Genomic DNA, 23,986 nt, shown 5'->3' on the forward strand with positions numbered 1-23,986 from the left:
GTCTTGTATAAATGAGCCTTTTAATAACGCTAAAAGATGCGCAAAAAGATGCGATGAGAGCTAAAGACAAATTACGTCTTAACCCTATTCGTATGGTACTTGCTGCAATCAAGCAACGTGAAATTGACGAGCGCATAGAACTAGACGACGCAGGTATTACCTCCGTTATAGTGAAGCTTGTTAAACAACGTCGTGACTCTTACACTCAGTACAAAGATGCTGGGCGTGATGATTTAGCTGATATTGAAGCCAATGAAATAGTAGCACTTGAAACTTTCTTACCTCAAAAATTGAGTGAAGAAGAAATCATTGCTCTCATTGATGCGGCTATTGCTGATACTAACGCAGCAGGTATGCAAGACATGGGTAAAGTAATGGGTATAATCAAAAGCAAAGCCGAAGGTCGTGCCGATATGGGCAAAATCTCTGGTTTAATTAAGCAACGATTAACTGCCTAATACTCCCACATACATTAAAGTATGATTGAAGTGAACCGAGCCTTGCGCTCGGTTTCTTTGTTTTTAACTTTAATAAAAAGTACACCTACTAGGTTACTTTAAAATGAAATTTTTTATAGCTTCCCTATTTATTTTGCTATCATTTTGGTAAGTTAAAGCACGCTATACTTTGCATCAAGCAAGTATAAAAAAGTAAATTTCATATTCGTTATTCTTCTTATTATTTCAGGACTGTATTTTACTAATGGCTGGAAAGATCCCACGTAACTTTATAGACGATTTACTTGCCAGAACCGATATTGTCGACCTGATAGACTCAAAAGTAGGTCTAAAAAAAGCAGGTAAGGATTATCAAGCTTGCTGCCCATTTCATAACGAAAAATCGCCCTCATTTACCGTATCGCAAGACAAACAGTTTTATCATTGCTTTGGTTGTGGTGCTAATGGTAATGCTATTTCGTTTGTAATGGAGTATGAAAAGCTTGAGTTTGTAGATGCTATTGAAGAAATAGCAAGCATGCTTAACTTAGAAGTACCTCGAGAACAAGGCACAAACTCAGCACCAGAACGTACTGCTGCGCAAAAGCGCTCTGATTACGATTTAATGCTTCATACTGCGCGCTTTTATCAGCACCAATTAAAACACCACAGTAATTCTGCCGCCGTTATTGAATATGTAAAAGGTCGTGGTTTAAGTGGTGAAACAGTTAAAAAGTTTATGATTGGCTACGCCCCCAGCGAATGGGATGGATTATGTCTTCAGCTTGGCCGTAATAAAGAACAAAAAGAGCAATTAGTTGAATTAAAGCTAGCTTCAGAAAAAACACCAGGCAGACAATTTGATTTTTTCCGCGACCGATTAATGTTCCCTATTCGCGATAAACGCGGACGCGTTATTGCATTTGGTGGGCGTGTAATGCAAGCCGACCAAGGGCCAAAATATTTAAACTCGCCGGAGACCCGAATTTTTCATAAAGGCTTTGAGCTTTACGGACTTTATGAAGCAAAGCAAGCCCATAAAAAACTTGAGCATGTAATGGTTGTGGAAGGTTACATGGATGTTGTTGCCTTAGCCGAGCAAGGGATTGAATATGCCGTTGCATCACTAGGTACCGCAACAACAAGCGAGCACATGCATACGCTGTTTAGAACAACAGATAAAGTAATCTGTTGTTACGATGGCGACAGAGCTGGCCGTGATGCAGCTTGGAGGGCGCTTGAAAACGCACTTCCTTATTTAAATGACGGTAAAGCACTGCAATTTACTTTTTTACCCGATGGCGAAGACCCTGACTCTCTTGTACAAAAAGAAGGTAAGGAGCAATTCGAATTGCGCCTAAGCCAAGCAGATGACTTTACCAAAGTATTGTTTAATAAATTAAGCCAAGAAGTTGATTTAACACTCGACTCAGGAAAAGCTAAATTACTCAGTGCAGCACTTCCACTCATTGAAAAAATCCCAAGTGAATTTTATCAAGAAAACATTCTTGAACAGTTAGGGCGTTTAATCGGAAGAACGCGTGAGCAATTAAATAACCGTTTAAAAACGCCAAAGCAACAGCATTCGATTGAACGTAAGTTTAAAATAACACCAATGCGTCAAGCGATTGGTATTTTAATTCAACATCCTAATTTGGCTAAAAATGTGCCATATTTGCCTGAACTCGCACAAATGAATATTGCTGGTATAGGGCTATTATTACGCTTACAAGAGCAAGCTTTAGAAAAAGAAAGCATTACCACAGCGCAACTACTCGAATTTTTTAGAGGAACTGAAGATTACGAGCCCTTAATCAAGCTTGCAACGTGGCAACACGACATAAATGAAGAGCGTTTAGAGACGGTTTTTAAAAATACTTTCAAGTTTATTGAAGATCAGTGTTTAAATTATCGACTCGAGACCCTATTAATAAAGGACAAGACACAAGGCCTTAGTAGCGACGAAAGACTTGAGTGTCATTTGTTAATGACAGCGTTAAAAGCCACTAACAGCTAGTCAAAATTGATTTAAACTGTTATACTGTGCTATTCACTGCGTCACATTATTCTAGTTGGCTTTAATGCAAACTACATGATGGCGCCTGTTGTATCAACTTATCAGAGTGGAAGAAACAATCTCTATGGATCCAACTCCTCAGTCACAATTAAAACTTCTGATTCAAAAAGGTAAAGAGCAAGGCTACTTAACTTTTGCAGAAGTAAATGATCACCTTCCACAAGACATTATAGACTCAGATCAAGTAGAAGATATCATAAGCATGATTAATGATATGGGTATCAAGGTTAGCGAAAACGCGCCTGATGCTGATGAATTAATGATGCAAGAAACAACGACAGACGAAGACGCAGCTGAAGCTGCCGCTGCAGCCCTTGCGACTGTAGAAAAAGAAATCGGCCGTACAACGGATCCGGTTCGCATGTACATGCGTGAAATGGGTACTGTTGAACTTCTTACACGTGAAGGCGAAATTGTAATCGCTAAACGTATCGAAGAAGGCATTAACCAAGTACAGATTTCTGTTGCAGAGTACCCTGAAGCAATCACTTACCTGCTAGAGCAGTGGGATAAGTTTGAAGCTGAAGAAATGCGTTTAAGCGATATCATCGTTGGATTTATCGATCCTAATGAAGATACAGCGCCAATTTCAGCAACTAATATCGGTTCAGAATTAAGTGCTAAGCAACTTGATGACGATAAAGATGACAAAGATGATGCTGATAGCGATGACGAAGATGAAGAAGAAGTAGACACAGGGCCAGATCCTGAAGAAGCGCGCATTCATTTTGAAAATTTACGTGATTTATACAATAAAGCACGTGATACGTTTGAAGCTAAAGGTCGTTCGCATCCTGAATCACAAGCCGCCATTTTTGAAATTGGTGAGCTTTTCAGAACCTTTAAATTAATACCTAAACAGTTTGACCGCATGGTAAATAACATGCGTGAAATGATGGATCGTGTTCGCGTTCAAGAACGTCTAATCATGAAACAAGCTGTACAAATTGCTAAATTACCGAAGAAAACATTCGTTAAGCATTTTGCTAACAACGAAACTGACGCTTCATGGGTAGATTTAGAAATTTCAGGTAACGAAAAGTATTCAGCTAAACTTGAAGAAGTTAAGCCAGAAATCATTCGTAGCATTAATAAACTATCTGTTATTGAACAAACAACAGGTTTAAGCATTGAGCGTATTAAAGACATTAACCGTCGAATGAGCATTGGTGAAGCGAAAGCACGCCGTGCAAAAAAAGAAATGGTTGAAGCTAACTTACGTCTTGTAATCTCAATAGCTAAAAAATATACAAACCGTGGCTTACAATTCTTGGATTTAATTCAAGAAGGTAACATTGGTCTGATGAAAGCAGTTGATAAGTTTGAATATCGCCGTGGTTATAAGTTCTCTACTTATGCTACGTGGTGGATACGTCAAGCAATCACTCGCTCTATTGCTGACCAAGCAAGAACAATCCGTATTCCAGTACATATGATTGAAACGATTAATAAACTTAACCGTATTTCTCGTCAAATGTTACAAGAAATGGGTCGTGAGCCAAATCCAGAAGAATTAGCAGAACGCATGATGATGCCTGAGGATAAAATCCGTAAGGTACTTAAAATTGCTAAAGAGCCAATTTCAATGGAAACACCAATCGGTGATGATGAAGATTCTCACTTAGGTGACTTTATCGAAGATACAACTATTGATTCGCCAATTGATTCGGCAACAATGGAGTCTCTTCGTGGCGCAACTAACGATGTACTTGCAGGCCTAACAGCCCGTGAAGCTAAAGTACTACGTATGCGTTTTGGTATTGATATGAATACCGACCACACCTTAGAAGAAGTAGGTAAACAGTTTGACGTAACACGTGAACGTATTCGTCAAATAGAAGCGAAAGCGCTGCGTAAATTACGCCACCCTTCTCGCTCAGATTTACTGAAAAGCTTTTTAGACGCTAAATAATTTAGCGCTACTATATAAACTAAAAAGGCCGCTATAGCGGCCTTTTTTCTATTTGAAGGAAATAATCATGGCTTGGATCCAAATTCGTATTAACGCCAATGCTGCAACAGCAGATGCAGTAAGTGACCTATTAATGGAAGCGGGTAGTGCTTCAGTAACCTTTATTGACGCAAAAGACACCCCTATTTACGAACCCAAAATTGGCACCGTTGTATTTTGGGCTGATACAACAGTAATTGGCTTGTTTGAAGCTAATCACGATATGAATGCAGTCGTTGCGTTATTGAAACGCCATGATGAACTAAAAGACAATTTAGTATACAAAATAGAGCAGCTTGAGGATAAAGACTGGGAACGTGAATGGATGGATAACTTCCACCCTATTCAATTTGGTGAAAGACTATGGATTTGTCCAAGCTGGCGCGACATTCCAGATCCTGATGCAGTAAATGTACTGCTTGACCCTGGCCTTGCTTTTGGTACGGGCACACATGCAACAACGGCCTTGTGTCTTAAGTGGTTAGAAAGCCAAGATCTAACAGGTAAAACGGTTGTTGATTTTGGTTGTGGCTCAGGCATTTTAGGTATTGCAGCTATAAAACTAGGCGCAGAGCGCATGATTGGGATTGATATTGATCCTCAAGCGCTTGAGGCAAGCCTCGATAATGCTAACCGCAATGGCGTTGCAGACAAACTTGAAGTATACCTTCCAGAAAACCAACCTGAGTTTACCGCCGACATAGTAGTGGCAAATATATTAGCCCAGCCACTTCGTGAATTGCACAGTGTAATTTTAGGTTTATTAAAGCCTGGCGGCAAAATTGCCATGTCGGGTATTTTAGAAGAACAAGCACAATCAGTTGCTGATATTTATGCACCGTTTATTGAACTAGATGATATTGCCGTTGAAGGTGATTGGACTCGAGTAAGTGGCACTAAAAAAGCGTAATAAACTGCATAACCAAATTTAGAGCATTAACTCAAAACCTGCATGTAAAGCCTGTATTTAACAGGCTTTACTATTTTTTTACATATTAAAAGTTTTCTGATTATTGTGTAAAAAATAAAACTTGTATAAATTTCAAACAAATCAACCTACTTGTCATGTGGTTATCAAATGTCAATACGAAAAGGGCAAAAAAAAGTTACTTTTGTTCAATTTATAGCCTTTGATTTTTGTGAAAAAAACCGTAAACTTAGCGCCCCTTGAAAAGAGGCCTATTGAATATAGTGCGTATCGGTAAATACCAACTTGAGAATAATGTAATTGTCGCGCCAATGGCTGGCATTACAGACAGACCATTTAGACAACTTTGCCGTCGTTTAGGCGCGGGGCTTGCTGTGTCTGAAATGCTATCGTCTAATCCTAAGGTTTGGAAAACGGAAAAGTCGATGAACCGTATGGATCACAGCGGTGAGTCGGGTATACGCGCTGTGCAAATTGCAGGAGCAGATCCTGAGCTTATGGCGCAGGCCGCACAATTCAATGTTGCTAACGGTGCACAGATCATAGATATCAATATGGGGTGCCCAGCAAAAAAAGTGAACAAGAAACTCGCAGGCTCTGCCTTATTACAGTTTCCTGAACTTGTGGAAGAGATTATTGATGCAGTCGTTAATGCTGTTGATATACCTGTGACACTTAAAATCCGTACAGGATGGGATCCGGATAACCGTAATGGTGTAGAGATTGCGAGAATAGCTGAACGTTATGGCATTGCATCACTTGCTGTACATGGGCGTACGCGCGCATGTATGTACAAAGGTGATGCTGAGTACGCCACGATTAGGGATATAAAACGTTCAGTGTCGATTCCTGTTGTTGCCAATGGTGATATTACATCACCAGAAAAAGCAAAACAGGTTTTAGACTATACGGGTGCAGATGCCATTATGATTGGCCGAGCCGCCCAAGGTCGCCCTTGGATATTTAGGGAGATAGACCACTATTTGCGAACTGGGGAACACTTACAGCCGCCTGCTATTGCAGAGGTGCGCAGTATTTTAATGGAGCATTTAACAAACCTCCATCTGTTTTACGGTGAGCCAATGGGAGCGCGAATTGCTCGCAAACATGTATCTTGGTATTTGCAAACCCATGACAGTGATGGTCAGTTTAGGCGAGTATTTAATGCGCTCGACAACCCACAAGCACAGGTCGTCGCATTAGAGCAATACTTTAAAACACTAGCAGCTAACTAAGAAAGAAAGAGACTTAATAATGTTCGAACAAAACGTGACTTCTCCATTTATCACTAACCCTCATGTTCAGTCACACGAGAAACCGCAGCCATTGCGTGATGCAGTAAAAAAAGCTGTTCACCACTATTTAAAGCAGCTTAACGGTCAAGATGTGCAAGACGTTTACGACCTTGTTCTTTCAGAGCTAGAAGCGCCATTACTTGAAGAAGTGATGACATATACACGTGGTAACCAAACTCGTGCAGCAATTTTACTAGGTATCAACCGTGGTACTTTACGTAAAAAGCTTAAAAAATACGGCATGAACTAATATGCTGGCTGTGATTTATCACAGCTAATTATTAAAAAAGCACCCTAGGGTGCTTTTTTTATGCCCGTAGTTTAATAGCCGAGTTGCAAAATGCTCACCCTCATCGGCGCTTTATAAGTCGTTTTTTGAGTTGTAATCAGTTAAAATGCCCGCTTCTAAGCTAGCTCATTAACTGAGGAAATCAAACTACAATGGATACTCATCGTCCCATTCGTCGCGCACTATTAAGTGTGTCTGATAAAACCGGTATTGTTGAATTTGCCCGCGCACTAGAAGCGCAAGGCGTTGATATATTATCAACTGGCGGCACATGTAAACTACTTGCTGATAACGGCATAAAAGTGACTGAAGTATCAGATCACACAGGCCACCCTGAAATCATGGATGGTCGCGTAAAAACTCTTCACCCAAAAATTCACGGCGGCATATTAGCCCGTCGCGGACAAGATGAAAGCGTAATGGCAGATAACAACATTTCTGCTATCGACATAGTTGTAGTTAACTTATACCCCTTTGCGAATACAGTCGCTCAAGAAAACTGCAGCCTTGAAGATGCTATTGAAAATATTGATATTGGCGGCCCTACAATGGTTCGTGCAGCCGCTAAAAACCACAAAGACGTAACAATCGTGGTAAACGCGAGTGACTACGACCGTGTTATTAGTGAAATGCAAAACAATAATGGCTCTACTACAGATAAAACACGTTTTGACTTAGCGATTGCAGCTTACGAGCACACTGCCGCATACGATGGCATGATTGCTAACTACTTCGGTAAAATGGTTCCTGATTACACCGAGGAAGCTGCTGTAGAGACTAAATTCCCACGTACTATCAATATGCAGTTCACTAAAAAGCAAGATATGCGTTACGGTGAAAACTCACATCAAGATGCTGCTTTTTATGTTGAAAGTGACATTGCTGAAGCATCAGTTGCAACAGCAACTCAATTGCAAGGTAAGGCCCTTTCGTTTAACAACATTGCAGATACCGATGCAGCACTTGAATGTGTTAAAGAATTTGACGTACCTGCGTGCGTAATTGTAAAACATGCTAACCCGTGTGGTGTTTCAATTGGGGACAATATTCTACAAGCATACGAGCGCGCTTTTAAAACAGACCCTACATCAGCATTTGGTGGCATTATTGCCTTTAACCGAGAGCTAGATGCAGCAACGGCACAAGCAATTGTTGACCGTCAGTTTGTTGAAGTAATTATCGCACCTAGTATTTCGAGCGACGCTGCAAAAATTGTTGAAGCTAAAAAGAACGTTCGTTTATTAGAATGTGGACAGTGGACAGGTAAAGCCGCTGGCCAAGATATTAAACGCGTTAACGGCGGTATTTTAGTTCAAGACCGCGATTTAGGCATGGTAACGCAAGGCGATTTAAAAGTTGTTTCTAAACGTCAACCTACAGAGCAAGAGCTTAAAGATTTACTATTTTGCTGGAAAGTAGCTAAGTTTGTTAAATCAAACGCAATTGTTTATGCCCGTGACGGTATGACCATTGGTGTAGGCGCAGGCCAAATGAGCCGCGTATACTCAGCTAAAATTGCAGGCATAAAAGCTGCAGACGAAAACCTTGAAGTTAAAGGTTCAGTTATGGCGTCTGATGCATTCTTCCCATTCCGTGATGGAATTGACGCAGCAGCAGCCGCTGGTATTACTGCGGTAATTCAGCCAGGTGGCTCAATGCGTGATGAAGAAGTGATTGCAGCTGCTGATGAAGCTGGCATGGCAATGGTACTTACTGGTATGCGCCATTTCCGCCACTAATCACACGAAGGGTTAAACGTTGGTTTAACCCTTTTTGTTTGCTATAAATTCACGTATTCTGATTATTCAATAACCTATTTAAAATTATAATGTGAAGGAACAAACAATGAAATTTGCGCTAAAATCGCTACTTGTAGCCACACTAACGATGACATCGACTATGGCGCTTAGCCATAACCACGAATCGAGCCTCGAGCATGCACTTCAATCAAGCGAACGTAGCGCTAAAAACAGCGTTCGTGACGAATATCGTCACCCGGCTCAAACACTAGCATTTTTTGGCTTTAAACCAACTATGACAGTTGTTGAAATTGCGCCAGGCGGTGGTTGGTATAGTGAAATTTTAGCGCCAGCACTAAAAGAGCAAGGCACTTATTATGCCGCGCACTTTCCTGCTGATTCATCAGTTGGCTACTACCAACGCTCTCTTGCGGGCTTTAAACAAAAAGTAGCTGAAGATGAGCGCTTTAGTAGCGTTAAAATTACTGAGTTTGCACCTGTAACACATTTAGATATTGCGCCAGCTGGCAGTGCCGATATGGTTTTAACTTTCCGTAATGTACATAACTGGTATATGGGCAAAGATAAAAGCGGTGCATTAAGTGCATTCCAAGCTTTTTATAAAGCCCTTAAACCAGGTGGTACATTAGGTTTAGTTGAACACCGTTTAGCTGAAGAGCGTGCTGACGAAGATCAAAAAACATCAGGTTATATGAAGCAGAGCTACGTAGTAGACCTTGCTAAACAAGCTGGGTTTGAATTAGTAGCAAGCAGTGAAATAAATACAAATCCAAAAGATACAGCCGATCACCCTAAAGGTGTATGGACGCTACCACCAAGCTTAAGACTCGGCGAACAAGATGCTGACAAATATAAAGCCATTGGTGAAAGCGACCGCATGACGCTGAAATTTAAGAAACCGCTTTAAATAGGAATTTTCGCCATGAATGTTTTAGTCATTGGCAGCGGCGGCCGCGAACACGCACTTGCGTTTAAAGCCGCTCAAAACACCAAAGTAAATACTGTATTTGTAGCCCCTGGTAATGCAGGTACTGCACTTGAACCAAAACTTGAAAACGTAGCAATAAACGTTGACGACTTAGAGGGTTTACTTAGTTTTGCACAGCAAAACAATGTAGAGCTTACTATTGTAGGTCCAGAAATACCGTTAGTACTGGGTGTTGTTGATAAGTTTCGTGAACATAACATGGCTATTTTTGGCCCAACGGCAGGCGCAGCCCAGCTTGAAGGCTCTAAATCGTTTACTAAAGATTTTTTAGCACGCCACAATATTCCATCAGGCGATTATCAAACGTTTGAACAAATTGACCCAGCCCTTGCTTATTTAAAAGAAAAAGGCGCCCCAATTGTTGTAAAAGCTGATGGTTTAGCTGCGGGTAAAGGCGTAATTGTAGCAATGACGGAAGCCGATGCCGAAGATGCTATTCGCGATATGCTTGCAGGTAATGCTTTTGGCGATGCGGGAAGCCGTGTTGTTATTGAAGAATTTTTAGACGGTGAAGAAGCGTCTTTCATTGTAATGGTTGATGGCAAAAACGTATTACCTTTTGCAACAAGCCAAGATCATAAACGTGCATATAATGGTGATGCAGGTCCTAATACGGGTGGCATGGGTGCATATTCACCAGCGCCAGTTGTTACGGATGAAATCCACCAGCGTATTATGAACGAAGTGATCTACCCTACGGTAGAAGGGATGGCAAGCGAAGGCCATCCGTACACCGGTTTTTTATACGCAGGTTTGATGATTGACGAAACAGGTACCCCTAAAGTAATTGAGTACAACTGTCGCTTTGGCGACCCTGAAACTCAACCAATGATGCTACGTCTACAATCAGACCTAGTTGAATTGATTGAAGCTGCTAACCGTGTAGAACTTGATAAAACAACGATTAAGTTTGACCCACGCGCAGCCGTTGGTGTTGTACTTGCAGCTAAAGGTTACCCTGGTGATTACCCTAAAGGTGATGCAATTTCGGGGCTAAAAGTTGATTACCCTGCGGGTGAAAAAGTGTTTCATGCAGGCACTAAACAAAGTGGCAATGACGTTGTAACCGCAGGCGGTCGCGTATTATGCGCAACAGCACTTGGTAACACCGTTACGCAAGCGCAGCAGCGCGCCTATGAGCTTGTTAAACAAATTAGCTGGGATGGTATGGAATATCGTACTGATATAGCTTACCGTGCTATTGCACGCGAGCAATAGCCTGTAATACCTATTCATTGGTATAACCAGTTAATTTAACTACAAAAGCGCAGTTTATCTGCGCTTTTTTAGTGCTACACTAATTAAAAGGTTTTTTAAAAGTAAATTAACGTTGGAACTAAGAACTTTACGTTACCATGCAATTGCTGTTGCCATACTGATATTTATATTTTTTATAATCAGTACATTGGCATCAAACCTTGTCGTGCCTACACGATATACAATTGATAAAACGGCTCCAATGTACCTCGATTACGCCTACTATATTGACGAAACCAAAACTAAAACATTCGATACCATTATTAACCAACCTGAGTTACTTACTCATCAACCATTTTCAGATGTTCCATGGAGTTTTAGCCAGCAAAACTATTGGTTGTTTCTTGATTTAGAAAATAAAAGCCTTAACAAGCAAAATGTTGTGGCACATTTTGACAACCCTATGGTCGATCACCTTACGATTTATCGCCTCGATAAAAACAACAAACTAATTGAAACATACAAACTCGGCGATAAAGAAGAAGCCCTCTCTTTGTTTGAATACAGCGTACCGCATATTCGTTTTTTAGTAGAAAGAAAATCATCACAACGCCTAGTAATGAAAATAGACACAGTCGGCATAAGTAAAACACCTGTAAACTTATATCGTGATAAAGAGTTTATTGACTTAGTGCGCTCTCAAACTGGGATCTGGGGTATTTTTGTAGGCGTGCTATTGATGGCTGCGCTTTATAACTTGGTGCTTTATTTTGGCATAAAAGACCGTGTTTATTTAATTTATATTGGCTATATCATTAGTGCGTTAACCTTATTGGGTGCAGTGCTTGGTTTTGGATTTTATTTATGGCCAGTGCAATGGCAGTTATATATTCACGAAAAAGTCATATTTTTTAACTACGCAATATCATTTTTCACTCTCGCCTTTTGTACTATGTTTTTACGCTATCACAAGGACAATTGCTGGCGATACAAAATGAGCGTAAAACTGCTTTTGTTTATGTCAGTAATGGCTATAGCTAGTCTATTTATTCCTGAGTACATTGCAGCCCCGTTGTTTTTTTGTGTAATGGCACTTTTATACGTTGTTTGTATTATTTTAATTTATAACAAGCTACGTAGCGGCTTTAGGTGGGCTAAGTTTTATGTACTTTCGTGGATACCGCTGATATTTGGTGCGGTAATACAGCCTATGGAGCTCACTGGCTTTTTGGCTTATAGCTTTACCTCCCGCCATGCCTTTTTAATGGCTATTTTGTGCGAAGTTATTTTAATGGCAATGGCGTTAGCTGACCGAGTAAGGTATCAGCGCGAACGTGCGCTTTACCATGCCACGCACACACAACAAACAAAGTTACTTAATAGCTCCAAGCTAAAACAAGCATTTATGGCGCTACAAAGCCAAAACCGCTCAACAACTTTATGTTTAATAAAAATACGTCACTTTAATTCGCTCAATACTATTATTACCTCTTCTCAGGGCTACACACTTATAAAGCATGTAGCCAAAGAGCTTGAATTAGAACTCAGCCATGAACGCGAATTTACAAACCTCGAAACAGATTTAAACACCAGCCCACGCTTAGCCGATTTAAGCAGTGGCGTATTTGCCTGTATTTCTACTAAAACACAAAACCAAGAAATGCTAGAAGCACTACTGACTAAAATAATTAGCAGCCTACCAAAACAATATGAAATTAAAGGGCTAAACCTGCAGCTTAGTTACAGTATAGGTATTAGTAGTGCAGGTAAGAGTAACGACTTTGAATATTGGTTAAAGCGTGGTTATTTAGCGCTTAAAAAAGCAAAAGGTAGCGTTAATCAAGTTGGGTCATCGTCAAACGGTAATAATCTAATGATGGACGTTGCTCTAGCCGCTAAGCTGCAACAAGCCATCAAAACAAATCAACTGGCACTTTATTACCAACCTCAAATAAACTTATTAAGTAACCACGTAAGTGGTGCTGAAGCTTTATTACGTTGGCCCGACCCAGCTTACAGCAACTTATCAATTGAAGAACTAATAATACTTGCTGAGCACACAGGCATTATTAACGAGCTAACACTGTGGGTAATAGAGCAAGCCTGTAAAGACATAGTCAAGCTTACAAAAAATGGCTATAACGAGCACACAATTAGCGTAAATTTAAGCGCTAAAAACTTAACTATAAATAACTTAGCCGAAAAAGTAGAAAATATTTTAATTAAATACCAAGTGCTGGCACAGTTACTTAAATTTGAACTAACCGAATCGGCCTTCGTAGATAGCCAGGATGCACTTATAAAGTTAGTTGATGAGCTAACCGCATTAGGTATTAAAGTAGTACTGGATGACTTTGGGACAGGCTATGCGTCACTTAGCTACTTAGTCAATTATCACTTTAGTGAACTTAAAATAGATAAGTCATTTGTTTTTGATTTACCTAATAACCCTACTCACCAGGTTATTGTACAAACAGCCATTGATATGGCGCATAACCTCAATTTATCAATAACAATTGAGGGGGTAGAAACCCAAGAAATCCATCACTTGCTCAAAGATATGAATGCTGATTGCGCCCAAGGTTATTTATACGCAAAAGCACTGCCTTACACCGACTATTTACACTTCTTAAAAAGCCAATATAGCTTAAAAATGTTAGACTCCTCTTTTTAACATCTTTAGGGGCCAAGTAAAGATGCAAGGCACACTGCGTAAATTAAAATCGAGCTTAACCGAACCAGTACAATATCACTTACCTGTAGGTGAACACCTAGTAGACTTAAATGCATTTATAGGTAAGGAGCTTACGCTTACCTTTAGTGGCACTATTTTATGTTCTAACTGCGGTAAAAAAACCAAAAAAAGCTATTCTCAAGGTCACTGTTTTGTATGCATGCGCAAGCTCGCTAGTTGCGATATGTGTATTATGAAACCAGAAACCTGCCACTACGATCAAGGTACTTGCCGAGAGCCACAGTGGGGCGAAGAAAACTGCATGATTCCGCACTATGTATATCTCGCTAACACCTCTGGCTTAAAAGTAGGTATTACCCGCCACACACAAATACCGACTCGTTGGGTTGATCAAGGCGCTACTCAGGCATTACCTATTTTTAAAGTGCAAACCCGCCTGCAATCAGGTTTAGTGGAAGTTGCATTGGCTGAATTTATTGCCGATAAAACGAATTGGCGCAATATGCTAAAAGGTCAAAACGAAGCAATTGACTTAAAAGCAGCTGCAGCCGAGCTGATCCCACAAATTAGTGAAAAGCTAAACGAGCTCAGTGAATTATTTGGCGCAACAGCAATAGAACAACTTGATGAAGATGTGGTTGATTTAAACTTTCCAGTAACCGAATACCCAACAAAAATCAGCTCATTTAACTTTGATAAAGACCCTGTTGTAAGTGGTGTTTTACAAGGTATTAAAGGCCAGTACTTAATTTTTGAAAAAGGCGTTATTAATATTCGTAAATTTACGTCTTATGAAGTAACCGTAGGCTAACGGGCTATGTTAAACAGCTACCCACAGTTATTGGTTATTTATAATGAGCTTGAGATAGCCCATAACCAACAAGAGCAACAAGAGTGCTTACACAGCGTTATGCAAAGTGAACTAAGCGATGTGCGAGTACTTAATAAGCAAGGTGACTACCTTAATTTACAAGGCACTGCTTGCCCTGAATTGAATGGCGAGCAACTAGCACAGCTTGTTACAGCTTACTTATTAAATGAAGGACAATGCTGCCTTGGTAAAATCAAAACCCTAAGCACAGCGCAGGCGTTTAATTTATTAGGGCTATAAACACTCTCTTTATTTAAACCTCAGTAAGCACTTTTATATGCGCTACAGCACTGCGACCTAAAGCTGATAGCGCATAGCCACCTTCTAAATACGAAATAACACCTTTGCAGCCGCCCTCTTTAGCAACACCACATAGTTGCTCGGTAAGCCAAATGTAGTCATCCTCTACAAACTTTAAGCTCGCCATATCATCTTCTAGGTGTGCATCAAACCCTGCGCTTATAAAAAGTAATTCAGGCTTAAACGCTTTTAATTTTGGTAACCATTGCCCAGTAAACACCTCTTTTAGGTCGTCGCCATTACTAGCAATTGGCAGAGGTGAATTAACTATATGACTATTATTTTTAACCGCTGTATTAGGATAAAACGGATACTGAAATAACGAACAAAGCAGTACGTTTTCGTCATCAATAAAAATGTCTTGTGTGCCATTCCCATGGTGTACATCAAAGTCAGCAATCGCAATCCGCTTAATCCCTTTGCTTTGTGCGTACTTAACGGCAATAGCTAAGTTATTAAACACACAAAACCCAGATGATGAATCTTTATTAGCATGATGCCCTGGCGGGCGCACAGAACAAAAAGCAGCATCGAGTTTATCAGCAAGTATTTCGTCAACAGCTAACAATCCGGCACCTACTGCCCGCTCAATCGCTTTAAACGAATCGGGGCACAGCCACGTATCGCCATCTAAATTAGCGAGCCCTTCTGTTGGTAGTGTAGTTTCTACGTGCTTAACTAAAGCTTCATCGTGAGCAAGTAAATAATGCTCACGCTCGGCCTTAGGTGCTTGCAGGTGTGTTAAGCCAACATCTACACCGCTGGCTAATAATCTGTCGGTAATTGCATCTAAGCGCTCTGGGCACTCAGGATGGTCGTCTATCATTTTATGTTTACGGCAATGAGGGTGTGAAATAACTGCAGTACGCATAAAATGCTCCTAGCCAAAGTAAATTGAATGCTTAATATAACAAAGCCACCGACGGGTGGCTTTGCGACTTTGGTTTATATTGATACTTTAAATATCGATACCTTGAATATCAATATTATTAGCTATTTTGCTTTTAAATGCAGGTTTCTAAAATCAAAGCTAAAGTCGGTAACTTGTGTTGATACTGCACGCATTTTAGCGCTGTTTACACGATTTTGTGAGCTCATTTCAAAACGAATAAACGCATCCGCTTCAAGCAGCTTTTCATCCCACTTAACTATAAATGTATTACCAGTGTAATGCTCAAGTGTGCCTTTTAAGCGCTTAGTATGCGTAAAATCAATATGCAATTTACTATCAAGCTGCTCAATAATTACATCGCCATACCAATCATCATGTAATGTACCGGTGTAATTAATGTTTGGTAATTGTGGTTGGTAGTCAGCGGGGGCTTCTGGTTTTGCATTAACGTACGCATGTTGTTTACCTTCAAAATGACTTTTAGCTAAATCCTCTACCCAGTCTTTATCTTCGAGCTCAAGTGCTTCTTCAAGTACTTCGTGAGTTACTGCCGAAAGTGCACCAAAAGCTTGTTGATTAGATAAAATAACAATACCAAGTTTTTTCTCAGGCAATAAAGTAACTTGCGATACCATTCCTAAAATACCACCGCCATGACCTAGCTTTTTAAAGCCGTGGTAGTCTTCAATACTCCAACCTAACCCATAACCTCTAAACTGTTGATGATACGATTCAAACGCACTTTTAGACGCCATAGACGTAATATGTGGATGCCACATTTGCGCTTGTTGCTTTTCGCTAAATAGTTGCTCGCCACTTGGCATTTTACCGCCCGCTAATTGCGTACGAAGCCATTGGCTCATGTCGCTTACACTCGAAGCAATGGCACCTGCGCCTCTAAAATCTTCTAGGTAATTCACAAAAAATGGATGAAGCGTGCCATCCATAGGAATATGACCTGTCGCCCAGTTTTTATTACTTTTTGGAATACGTGAAAATCCCGCGCGTGAGTTATCCATGTGCAGCGGTTGTAATATATTTTTTTCGATGTAATCGTTCCAGCTGATACCCGACACACGTGCAACCACCTCACCAGCGGTAACAAACATCAAGTTGTTATAAGCATACTTACTACGAAAACTGCTCGCTGGTTTTAAATACTGTAATCCCGCTAAAATTTCATCAACTGACTTATCGGTACTTGGCCAAATCATTAAATCGCCCTGCCCAAGCCCTAGCCCACTGCGGTGACTTAATAAATCACGAATACGCATTTCGCGTGTTACGTATGAGTCGTATAATCTAAACTCTGGTAAATGATCAATTACGCGGTCATCCCAGCTTAACTTCCCCTCATCAACCAACTTGGCAAGCGCTGCTGTTGTAAACGCTTTCGTGTTTGAAGCAATACCAAACAAGGTGTCTTTGTTTACTTTTTTGTTGGTATCGAGATTAGTTACACCAAAGCCTTTAGCAAATATCACTTTATCGTTTTCAACAATGGCGACTGCCATACCAGGTACATCAAAACGTGCCATTGACGCTTTAATAACGTCGTCAATTTTGTTGGTATCGACTTGTGCCCAGCTACTAAACGTAGTGCCAGCTAGTAGTGCAATTGCGGCAAGTTTGGTTAATTTCATATCAATCCTATTTTATTATTTTTGATGAACTGCAAATTCAATTGCTGCGCGCTCTTGATTGGTATCGCTTTTTTGTGCGCGATTTAATATCGCATCACTGTATTCTTTTGGTACGCCCGCTTCAAGTGATCCGCGATGAACGTGTTTTATGTACCAATCGTATGGGAGTACGTCGCTGTTGTGGGTATTAGCTACATAACAGTGTGCAGTTACAGTCTCACCCGTTAAAAGCGTTGGGGCTATGTCTACGCAATCGTACCCTGGCCCTTCAATACCATCTAAAATAACTTTTTCATCTTCATTAAGCTCATAAATAACGCCGTAAACCAGCGCATCTTCTTTATCGCTTGGGCAAATACTGCACTTGCCTGAGCCATCTTTAAATAGCATATCAAAAGTAAGCTCGTAGCCTTTAAGTACCGCTGTTCCTACACGCTTTACATTTGGTAAGCGCGCTAACAAGCGATTAGATGACATATTAGAGCCAAACGAAAAATTATATAACGGCATTTTATCTCCTGTACTTTTTAAATAAGTTAAATAACAACACGTACTGCAAGGGCAATTAAAATAACGCCAATTCCACGGTCAAACCAATAACCGCGTTGTTGGAAAAAACCCCTTACATTATTTCTAGAAAGTATTATTGAAAGCATTGAAAACCACGCCCAAGTAGCCAGTGCCATGTACACACCGTAACCGATCTGTACGCTAGTCGGTGTTGTTGGGCTAATCACGAGTGTAAATAACGACATAAAAAATAACGTGGCTTTTGGGTTTAATGCATTTGTGAAAAAGCCGCGCCTAAAAGCAAGCCAAACAGGTTCCTCTTGAACGGTTTTGTTTTCAACATCTTTTGCAGCCTCGCCTTCATTACTTGCTGTAGGTTTTGCAGCTCTGAGTGCTTGTACGCCTAAATAAGCTAAATATGCACCGGCAAGATACTTAAGCGCCATAAATAAACTAGGCGATTGCGTTAAAATAAGCGCAACACCTAAAACGCAATAGGCAACGTGCAGTAAAATAGCAGCGCCAACACCGGCGCTTGTCCACAATGCATTGCGCCTTCCTTGTTGCACACTTTGCTTAAGTACTACGGCAAAGTCAGGCCCTGGGCTTGCTACTGCAAAAAAATGAGCAATAACAATCAGTAAAAATTCATCTAAGTATTCCACGCAGATCCTTGCTAGTTTGGCGAATAAGCTAATAACAGCGGGTTAGCCGAGTTATTTACCAATGCTTTAATTTCTTTTTGTGCTTTTTTGAACTGACCACGTAAATGCGGCTTTAAATGTTTTTTAGACACTTTATCGTTTTTAAAGTAACTAATCAGGGCATGCATAAATACCGTATGTGTTTCACTTAACTTAGCTTCACGGTTAGCGTATGGATTATAACAAGAGCCACAACCGCCTTTAAACTGATACACCGTGTTGGTCATCATCACACCAAATCCTAAAAAACAAGCAAGTGCATCGGCAGCTTGTGGTAAATACTCCCTACCGCCTGGCGGTAGCACCCCAACGTGATGGATAAGTATGGTGGCCAGAGTACCCGCATAACTTGCCACTAAATCTTGTGGCTGATTAATCTGATTAGGGTTAAAAGAGATACTGACCTTATGGCTTGGCGGCACAATTAGGTGGCTGCCTTCGCCACGTATTTCATCACTAAATTCAAAGTGCGGAAAAACTTGTGGTTGTAACTGCTGAGGTGCGACTAATTGAATAGGCCATGCATTCATACCCGCGTAATTAGTAACGCGGGTAAAAACATTACTCGCCATTTCCTCAATGCTCGATACCGAATCAGGGAAAAAAGTGGCCGTTGGCAGTATTATTTGTGTTTGCTTTGTAAAAAACTCAGCATCAAAATTTTCTACAGCCCAAATAAATGTATCAATAAGCCATTGCTGCTCTTGATCTTCCAATAAAGGTGCCGATTTAAATAAAGCTAACATAAGGTGCTCTTATAAGTTTTAGTGCTAGTTTAGTCTTTCTGTGTAAGCGCCCAATCCCACGCTTGAGTATTGTATAGCGGCACTGTTGATAGCGCATGGTGGTGGCTACCACTGGATTCTTTAGTTGAGTACGATAAGTACAATAAAGTACGATTCTCAGCATCGTAAATACGGCGCACTTTTAGTGATTTAAATAATATACTTTTAGATGATTTGAATATCACTTCACCTGATTTACTGCGGTCTATTTTTTGTAGCTGCTGCGCTGTAATAGGCCCCGTTTGACGACACGCTATAGACATATCAGAGGGATCAGAAAAATCCAAATTAGCCTCTATATGACTAATATGACAAGTAACGCCTTCAAGGATTGGATCTTGCTGCGAATTAACTACAACATCTTTAGTTGTAAATAACCCAAGACTTACCGACGCAACATCATCAGAGCAAGCACTTAATGTAACAACAGCACCTGCAAGTAAAACTAAACGTTTAAATTTTTGTGGTAATTTCATACTTATCCTTAATTAATATATAAGTAACTTAGCACCTACGTTACTAAGCGAAGGTTCACCTGTATGTTTTTATACTAACATCAAAAATAAATACGACTAAATTAGTTTAAAGTAAAGATTTTAGATAGCTCAGGGTTTAGCGAACCCTGTTGTATTTGATACAATTAACTCTCGCTCATGCAGTAACTCATAATAGGAAACGCCTAAATGCCGCACATTATTATTGAACACTCAGAAGACCTCCCTGTATTACCACAAGTTCTCGTAGAAAAAATTCACAATACCGCCTTTGAAAGCGATTTATTTGAGTTAGAAACCATAAAAACGCGCGCTATTGCTTATCAGCAATATCAACTTGGCGCAGGAAAATCAGGGTTTATACATATCGCGGTACATATATTGGCTGGGCGCTCAATTGAGCAAAAACAAATGTTAAGCGAACTGCTACTTTCATGCTTAAAAACATACTGCAGAGCATCAGACAGCCTAAGCGTAAATATTTACGATATTGAGCATGAGATATACCGTAAAAATTAGTTAACTCTTGTAGTTTTGAGCAATAGAAGTAAACACTAGCAAGTAAAAAGCCCCAATAGGGGCTTTTTTTGTATTCTGAAATCAGATGCAGCTCATTATTATTTACAAGACAGAGCATGAATAGCGTCCGATCTAACGCTGGAATTTAATAGTGCATTCGCACTCTTTCAAATTTAAGAAAGCTTAGCTTAATCTATGGATTAACTTTATTTAAATTATATTTATTATTAGGGGTAAATAAAGAATAATAAATTACACGATATTAAATTCATGTAGCATTAAATAATTTGAGTAGGTATTTTTTTGGAAAGTTTGTAAAAGTGGTGGCCCCTCCCAGACTCGAACTGGGGACCTAACGATTATGAGTTGCAAAACAAGGACTTACTACGAGTTACTTTTTGACATAACTATTTACTAATTTTCATAGCTATATCATAGGGTTATTGAAAAAAACCCACCTCTGATGCATAAATCATTATGTATTTCAAAACGTTAAATTTTACGTTCAAAGTAGCACAGAGGTAGCACCATATGTTAGACACAAAATTTCGCTTCACAGAATTATCGCTTGAAAAGATAAAATCAAACAGTAAACGCACTCGCTATTACGACAACCTATTGGCAGGACTAATTTTAGATGTAACCGTAGCTGGTAAGAAATCATTTAGAGTTTATAAAAAGATCCCAGGGAGAGATATCCCTATTAATGTCACTCTTGGGTACTTCCCATCAATTACACTTGATGATGCAAGGCGAATGGCCAAAAAAGTAATGGCAGATATTGCTGAGGGTATAAACCCGAATGACCTTAAGCGCCAATTTAGAGCCGCTTCTATTACCCTAAAAGAAGCCTTTGATTCATACATCGAAACTAGAGATCTTAAACCTATAACTGAAAGTGGTTATCAGCAAAAAATAAATTGCTACCTATCAGACTGGCATAACAAGCGCCTAGCCGATATAAATCAAACAATGATTTTAAAGCGCCAGCGAGAAATAACCTCAAGAAGCCCTGCTCAAGCAAATTATACCATGCGCCTAATGCGTGCTTTATTTAACTTTGCTAAAGCTGAATATAAGTCTTCAGAAGGCCGAACATTATTTCCAGAAAACCCTGTAAGTGTACTTTCTGAAAAACGAAACTGGAATAATATAAAGCGTAAAACAACACGTTTGCGCCGATCACAACTAAAACCATTTATAGATGCATTATATGAAGTCAGAAATGAAGCTGCTAAATATCGTCAAAATAGCCGTGTCGGTTTTTGTGACTACCTAGAATTTTTGACCTTTTCAGGTTTGAGAAGATCTGAGTTACTGCAACTCAAGTGGTCACAGGTACACCTTGAAGATAGGATATTCATCCTCAAGGATACAAAAAATGGCTTAGACGTCGAGTTTCCTATTACAGATCGATTAGCTGAGATATTTAATCGACGAAAAGAATATAAGGTATCTGACTATGTGTTTGGGACGAAAAGCAAAAAGGGCTATCTAACTGATCCGAAGAAAACATTAAAACATGTATGTAAAATTGCTAGAGTAAAAATTACTTCGCATGATTTACGCCGAACATTTACATCAATGGCTGAGAGTAGTGGAGTGTCAGGATACCTCCTAAAACGCCTTCTAAACCATATTACAGATAAAAGCGACGTAACTGCTGGCTATTTAATTTTAACTGCTGAGGAACTTAAAGAGCCAGCGGAAAAGGTAACCGAAACAATTGCCAAATATGCAGGCTTGATTGAGCAAGAAAATAAAATGACTGAAATGAAAAGTTTATTAGCAAACTTAACTAAGGAACAAAAGATTGAGTTGATGAGTGCTTTACTGAATTAAGACTTTTTGATAAATCGATTAATCTTTATTTGCATCTAAAAAGTTTCTTAACAAGACTTGATATTAATTATCTTTGAGTACCAGATAATTTATTCTCAGCTTGTACGTGAAATGAAATAGCTCATTTAATAACTTAGCTATAAAACCGTTTCTTTACGTTTACTCTAGAACACAGCACAAACTCTGAAGGTTTCGAGTTTTGTGCTGGGTTAAGCTTTTAAAAAACATGTTAAAATCGGAACATTTAGTAAATCTTATCTGGCAGTTTTACCTTTACCCCTATTTGGTTGGAGCTTCTTGCCTTGAATAATCTTCTGCTAATTTGACTAAATTGAAAGTTGAATATCTTTCTTTAGTTTTAACTGGATATGTTGAATACACATAGTCGACAAATTGATTAAAATACATAGTTTTTGTCTTTTCCATCACTGCATTCAAAATTTCTTTATCCCTCTCTTCTAGCTTAATGCTATTTTCTCTGCCGTTATAAGACAAAACATATTTTGATGTCCCATACATAGTATTTTGGTGCTCGACCTTAAAACCAAACCCGCTATGTGCAGCATCTACAACATCATCGACATAAGGACCATAATGATTAAATACCCACTTAATATCTGTCATTTGTTTTTTGTCTAAAAGCGCTGAAAACCAATCAGCCAAATATACAAGCTTGGTCACTCTTGCCTTCGTAAGCTCTGATTTATGTGGGTAATTTGCACAAATAAAAGCGATAATATTTTGTAACTTATTCATGATTACCCCCTAACACTTTTAATAAATCATATTCAACTGATAGCTGTATACCAGATCGTTTGATTGTTACCTCTTTATCAAAGTTCAAACTATCTCTAACAAACTTAGAAATTTGTCCTTGGTGATTATCGCAATACTGATTAACCAGCTCCTTGAGATTACCTTCAAGAAAGTTTGTTTGTGTACTTTCAAATACTATAACACCTATATGAACATCCGCATCAGCAATTGCTTTAGCGTAATACCTACAACTATTCATTGCTAGTGCATTTATCTTATCAACTTCATATTGATAAGTATCTTTAAGGTACTGTTTGTATGCTTCAAAGTCTTCAATGGCATAAGGGCAATTAATTTCCTCATGGTAATTATGCTGCCATGCTTTGCTTATTACACCTTGATTTAACGGAAACTTTTGCCGATGAATTTTTGAGTACATAGGATTTGCTGAGTATCGGGCTAAAATATAGAACTCCTCATCATGCTCATAGTAAAGTGATACTCTCGCATACGTATCTAATTCTAGCTGTCTAAACACTCCTTTTAAGAAAGTCGTAACGAGCTCATTATGCTTTTCAATTAATTTAGACTTTGTTTCTTGTACTTCTTCTTGGGCTGTATTAAGTCCGCTTTTAGTCTCCGAGTGTTTTGAATTTTCCTCTTCGAGCTCATTCATTCTTTTATTTTGCTTACTTTGATCTTGATATGTACCAACTGCACCAATTAGGAAAAACAATGTACCAAACAACAACCCCGTATAAGGGTTAAAAAGAATAAAACTTGCTGAATCCAAAAAACCATTTGCAGAACACCAGCCTTGTGATAATTCAAAGCTCCCAGCAAAAGCACTCCCTACTGATAGTAATACAGTGCCAATTGCAGCTAAAAGAATAAATAACCCTTTACCAAACCCATCCCCTAGCCGTAAGAAAAGGTCTGATTTACCACTGAAACCGAATTTACTAAACACCTCGTTCTTCCTTGAAAATTCACGTTTTAAAATCCTATATAGATATTAGCATGACAGCTTATTTTTAAAAATAGAATTGAATA

General features: G+C 39.4%; 22 protein-coding genes. 14 read left to right on the top strand and 8 right to left on the bottom strand.

What is annotated here, in order from left to right:
• Nucleotides 1-11: 11 nt before the first annotated feature.
• From CXF76_RS06275 to CXF76_RS06330, 12 genes are all read left to right on the top strand, one after another.
• Nucleotides 12-458 carry a GatB/YqeY domain-containing protein gene (locus CXF76_RS06275; protein WP_024590610.1) on the top strand — a complete coding sequence of 149 codons (447 nt, stop codon included), beginning with the start codon at nucleotides 12-14 and terminating at the stop codon, nucleotides 456-458.
• Nucleotides 459-702: 244 nt separating this feature from the next.
• A complete protein-coding gene (gene dnaG / locus CXF76_RS06280) occupies nucleotides 703-2,454 on the top strand; it encodes a DNA primase (protein WP_007586534.1) in 1,752 nt (583 codons plus the stop codon).
• Nucleotides 2,455-2,578: 124 nt separating this feature from the next.
• A complete protein-coding gene (gene rpoD, locus CXF76_RS06285) occupies nucleotides 2,579-4,426 on the top strand; it encodes an RNA polymerase sigma factor RpoD (protein WP_007586533.1) in 1,848 nt (615 codons plus the stop codon).
• Between the two features lie 67 nt (nucleotides 4,427-4,493).
• A complete protein-coding gene (gene prmA, locus CXF76_RS06290; protein ID WP_024590609.1) occupies nucleotides 4,494-5,375 on the top strand; it encodes a 50S ribosomal protein L11 methyltransferase in 882 nt (293 codons plus the stop codon).
• Between the two features lie 281 nt (nucleotides 5,376-5,656).
• Nucleotides 5,657-6,628, top strand: coding sequence for a tRNA dihydrouridine synthase DusB (gene dusB, locus CXF76_RS06295; RefSeq protein WP_010553368.1), 972 nt, complete (start codon nucleotides 5,657-5,659; stop codon nucleotides 6,626-6,628).
• A gap of 19 nt (nucleotides 6,629-6,647) precedes the next feature.
• Nucleotides 6,648-6,938, top strand: a complete 291-nt coding sequence (gene fis / locus CXF76_RS06300) for a DNA-binding transcriptional regulator Fis (RefSeq protein ID WP_002957804.1) — start codon at nucleotides 6,648-6,650, stop codon at nucleotides 6,936-6,938.
• 191 nt (nucleotides 6,939-7,129) lie between these two features.
• Nucleotides 7,130-8,716: a bifunctional phosphoribosylaminoimidazolecarboxamide formyltransferase/IMP cyclohydrolase gene (gene purH, locus CXF76_RS06305; RefSeq protein ID WP_101163292.1), complete on the top strand. Its 1,587-nt coding sequence runs from the start codon at nucleotides 7,130-7,132 to the stop codon at nucleotides 8,714-8,716.
• Between the two features lie 106 nt (nucleotides 8,717-8,822).
• Nucleotides 8,823-9,644, top strand: a complete 822-nt coding sequence (locus CXF76_RS06310; protein ID WP_024590608.1) for a class I SAM-dependent methyltransferase — start codon at nucleotides 8,823-8,825, stop codon at nucleotides 9,642-9,644.
• Between the two features lie 15 nt (nucleotides 9,645-9,659).
• Nucleotides 9,660-10,943, top strand: a complete 1,284-nt coding sequence (gene purD / locus CXF76_RS06315; protein WP_024590607.1) for a phosphoribosylamine--glycine ligase — start codon at nucleotides 9,660-9,662, stop codon at nucleotides 10,941-10,943.
• 112 nt (nucleotides 10,944-11,055) lie between these two features.
• Nucleotides 11,056-13,596, top strand: a complete 2,541-nt coding sequence (locus CXF76_RS06320; RefSeq protein WP_101163293.1) for an EAL domain-containing protein — start codon at nucleotides 11,056-11,058, stop codon at nucleotides 13,594-13,596.
• Between the two features lie 22 nt (nucleotides 13,597-13,618).
• Nucleotides 13,619-14,428 (top strand): DUF2797 domain-containing protein, encoded by an 810-nt coding sequence (locus CXF76_RS06325; RefSeq protein WP_010553372.1) that lies wholly within the window; start codon nucleotides 13,619-13,621, stop codon nucleotides 14,426-14,428.
• A 6-nt stretch (nucleotides 14,429-14,434) separates the two neighbouring features.
• Nucleotides 14,435-14,728, top strand: coding sequence for a hypothetical protein (locus CXF76_RS06330; RefSeq protein ID WP_024590605.1), 294 nt, complete (start codon nucleotides 14,435-14,437; stop codon nucleotides 14,726-14,728).
• A gap of 13 nt (nucleotides 14,729-14,741) precedes the next feature.
• On the opposite strand, the gene CXF76_RS06335 is transcribed toward CXF76_RS06330, so the two are convergent.
• The 6 genes from CXF76_RS06335 to CXF76_RS06360 all read right to left on the bottom strand — a co-directional run bounded on the left by CXF76_RS06335 (nucleotide 14,742) and on the right by CXF76_RS06360 (nucleotide 19,798).
• On the bottom strand, nucleotides 14,742-15,659 hold the full coding sequence (locus CXF76_RS06335) for a histone deacetylase family protein (RefSeq protein WP_024590604.1): 918 nt from the start codon (nucleotides 15,657-15,659) through the stop codon (nucleotides 14,742-14,744).
• A gap of 122 nt (nucleotides 15,660-15,781) precedes the next feature.
• Nucleotides 15,782-17,323, bottom strand: a complete 1,542-nt coding sequence (locus tag CXF76_RS06340) for a serine hydrolase (protein ID WP_101163294.1) — start codon at nucleotides 17,321-17,323, stop codon at nucleotides 15,782-15,784.
• A gap of 15 nt (nucleotides 17,324-17,338) precedes the next feature.
• On the bottom strand, nucleotides 17,339-17,833 hold the full coding sequence (locus tag CXF76_RS06345; RefSeq protein WP_101163295.1) for a gamma-glutamylcyclotransferase family protein: 495 nt from the start codon (nucleotides 17,831-17,833) through the stop codon (nucleotides 17,339-17,341).
• A 26-nt stretch (nucleotides 17,834-17,859) separates the two neighbouring features.
• Entirely contained in the window at nucleotides 17,860-18,498 is a 639-nt protein-coding gene (locus tag CXF76_RS06350; protein WP_024590602.1) for a LysE family translocator, read from the bottom strand.
• Between the two features lie 11 nt (nucleotides 18,499-18,509).
• On the bottom strand, nucleotides 18,510-19,283 hold the full coding sequence (locus CXF76_RS06355) for a hypothetical protein (protein ID WP_101163296.1): 774 nt from the start codon (nucleotides 19,281-19,283) through the stop codon (nucleotides 18,510-18,512).
• Nucleotides 19,284-19,312: 29 nt separating this feature from the next.
• Nucleotides 19,313-19,798, bottom strand: a complete 486-nt coding sequence (locus tag CXF76_RS06360) for a CreA family protein (RefSeq protein WP_024590600.1) — start codon at nucleotides 19,796-19,798, stop codon at nucleotides 19,313-19,315.
• A 207-nt stretch (nucleotides 19,799-20,005) separates the two neighbouring features.
• Between CXF76_RS06360 and CXF76_RS06365 the strand changes: the two genes are divergently transcribed.
• Together CXF76_RS06365 and CXF76_RS06370 are read left to right on the top strand one after the other, a co-directional pair.
• A complete protein-coding gene (locus CXF76_RS06365; RefSeq protein ID WP_024590599.1) occupies nucleotides 20,006-20,335 on the top strand; it encodes a 5-carboxymethyl-2-hydroxymuconate Delta-isomerase in 330 nt (109 codons plus the stop codon).
• A 531-nt stretch (nucleotides 20,336-20,866) separates the two neighbouring features.
• Nucleotides 20,867-22,177, top strand: a complete 1,311-nt coding sequence (locus CXF76_RS06370; protein WP_101163297.1) for a tyrosine-type recombinase/integrase — start codon at nucleotides 20,867-20,869, stop codon at nucleotides 22,175-22,177.
• A gap of 279 nt (nucleotides 22,178-22,456) precedes the next feature.
• Here CXF76_RS06370 and CXF76_RS06375 read toward each other — a convergent pair whose 3' ends face one another.
• Nucleotides 22,457-22,933: a Panacea domain-containing protein gene (locus tag CXF76_RS06375; RefSeq protein WP_101163298.1), complete on the bottom strand. Its 477-nt coding sequence runs from the start codon at nucleotides 22,931-22,933 to the stop codon at nucleotides 22,457-22,459.
• On the bottom strand, nucleotides 22,926-23,903 hold the full coding sequence (locus CXF76_RS06380) for a hypothetical protein (protein ID WP_101163299.1): 978 nt from the start codon (nucleotides 23,901-23,903) through the stop codon (nucleotides 22,926-22,928). Before CXF76_RS06380 ends, CXF76_RS06375 begins: the two co-directional genes overlap by 8 nt.
• Nucleotides 23,904-23,986: the final 83 nt, after the last annotated feature.

The organism is Pseudoalteromonas sp. 78C3 (assembly GCF_002836695.1).
Taxonomy (GTDB): Bacteria; Pseudomonadota; Gammaproteobacteria; order Enterobacterales; family Alteromonadaceae; genus Pseudoalteromonas; species Pseudoalteromonas arctica.

Bases quoted from the DNA above. Each gene is read 5' to 3' on its own strand.
- CXF76_RS06275 (WP_024590610.1), top strand. From the start codon at position 12: ATGAGCCTTTTAATAACGCTAAAAGATGCGCAAAAAGATGCGATGAGA.
- CXF76_RS06345 (WP_101163295.1), bottom strand. From the start codon at position 17,833: ATGCCGTTATATAATTTTTCGTTTGGCTCTAATATGTCATCTAATCGC.
- CXF76_RS06375 (WP_101163298.1), bottom strand. From the start codon at position 22,933: ATGAATAAGTTACAAAATATTATCGCTTTTATTTGTGCAAATTACCCA.
- prmA (WP_024590609.1), top strand. From the start codon at position 4,494: ATGGCTTGGATCCAAATTCGTATTAACGCCAATGCTGCAACAGCAGAT.
- CXF76_RS06325 (WP_010553372.1), top strand. From the start codon at position 13,619: ATGCAAGGCACACTGCGTAAATTAAAATCGAGCTTAACCGAACCAGTA.
- CXF76_RS06330 (WP_024590605.1), top strand. From the start codon at position 14,435: ATGTTAAACAGCTACCCACAGTTATTGGTTATTTATAATGAGCTTGAG.
- CXF76_RS06365 (WP_024590599.1), top strand. From the start codon at position 20,006: ATGCCGCACATTATTATTGAACACTCAGAAGACCTCCCTGTATTACCA.
- CXF76_RS06355 (WP_101163296.1), bottom strand. From the start codon at position 19,283: ATGTTAGCTTTATTTAAATCGGCACCTTTATTGGAAGATCAAGAGCAG.
- dnaG (WP_007586534.1), top strand. From the start codon at position 703: ATGGCTGGAAAGATCCCACGTAACTTTATAGACGATTTACTTGCCAGA.
- CXF76_RS06335 (WP_024590604.1), bottom strand. From the start codon at position 15,659: ATGCGTACTGCAGTTATTTCACACCCTCATTGCCGTAAACATAAAATG.
- purH (WP_101163292.1), top strand. From the start codon at position 7,130: ATGGATACTCATCGTCCCATTCGTCGCGCACTATTAAGTGTGTCTGAT.
- fis (WP_002957804.1), top strand. From the start codon at position 6,648: ATGTTCGAACAAAACGTGACTTCTCCATTTATCACTAACCCTCATGTT.
- CXF76_RS06310 (WP_024590608.1), top strand. From the start codon at position 8,823: ATGAAATTTGCGCTAAAATCGCTACTTGTAGCCACACTAACGATGACA.
- purD (WP_024590607.1), top strand. From the start codon at position 9,660: ATGAATGTTTTAGTCATTGGCAGCGGCGGCCGCGAACACGCACTTGCG.
- CXF76_RS06360 (WP_024590600.1), bottom strand. From the start codon at position 19,798: ATGAAATTACCACAAAAATTTAAACGTTTAGTTTTACTTGCAGGTGCT.
- CXF76_RS06370 (WP_101163297.1), top strand. From the start codon at position 20,867: ATGTTAGACACAAAATTTCGCTTCACAGAATTATCGCTTGAAAAGATA.
- CXF76_RS06340 (WP_101163294.1), bottom strand. From the start codon at position 17,323: ATGAAATTAACCAAACTTGCCGCAATTGCACTACTAGCTGGCACTACG.
- rpoD (WP_007586533.1), top strand. From the start codon at position 2,579: ATGGATCCAACTCCTCAGTCACAATTAAAACTTCTGATTCAAAAAGGT.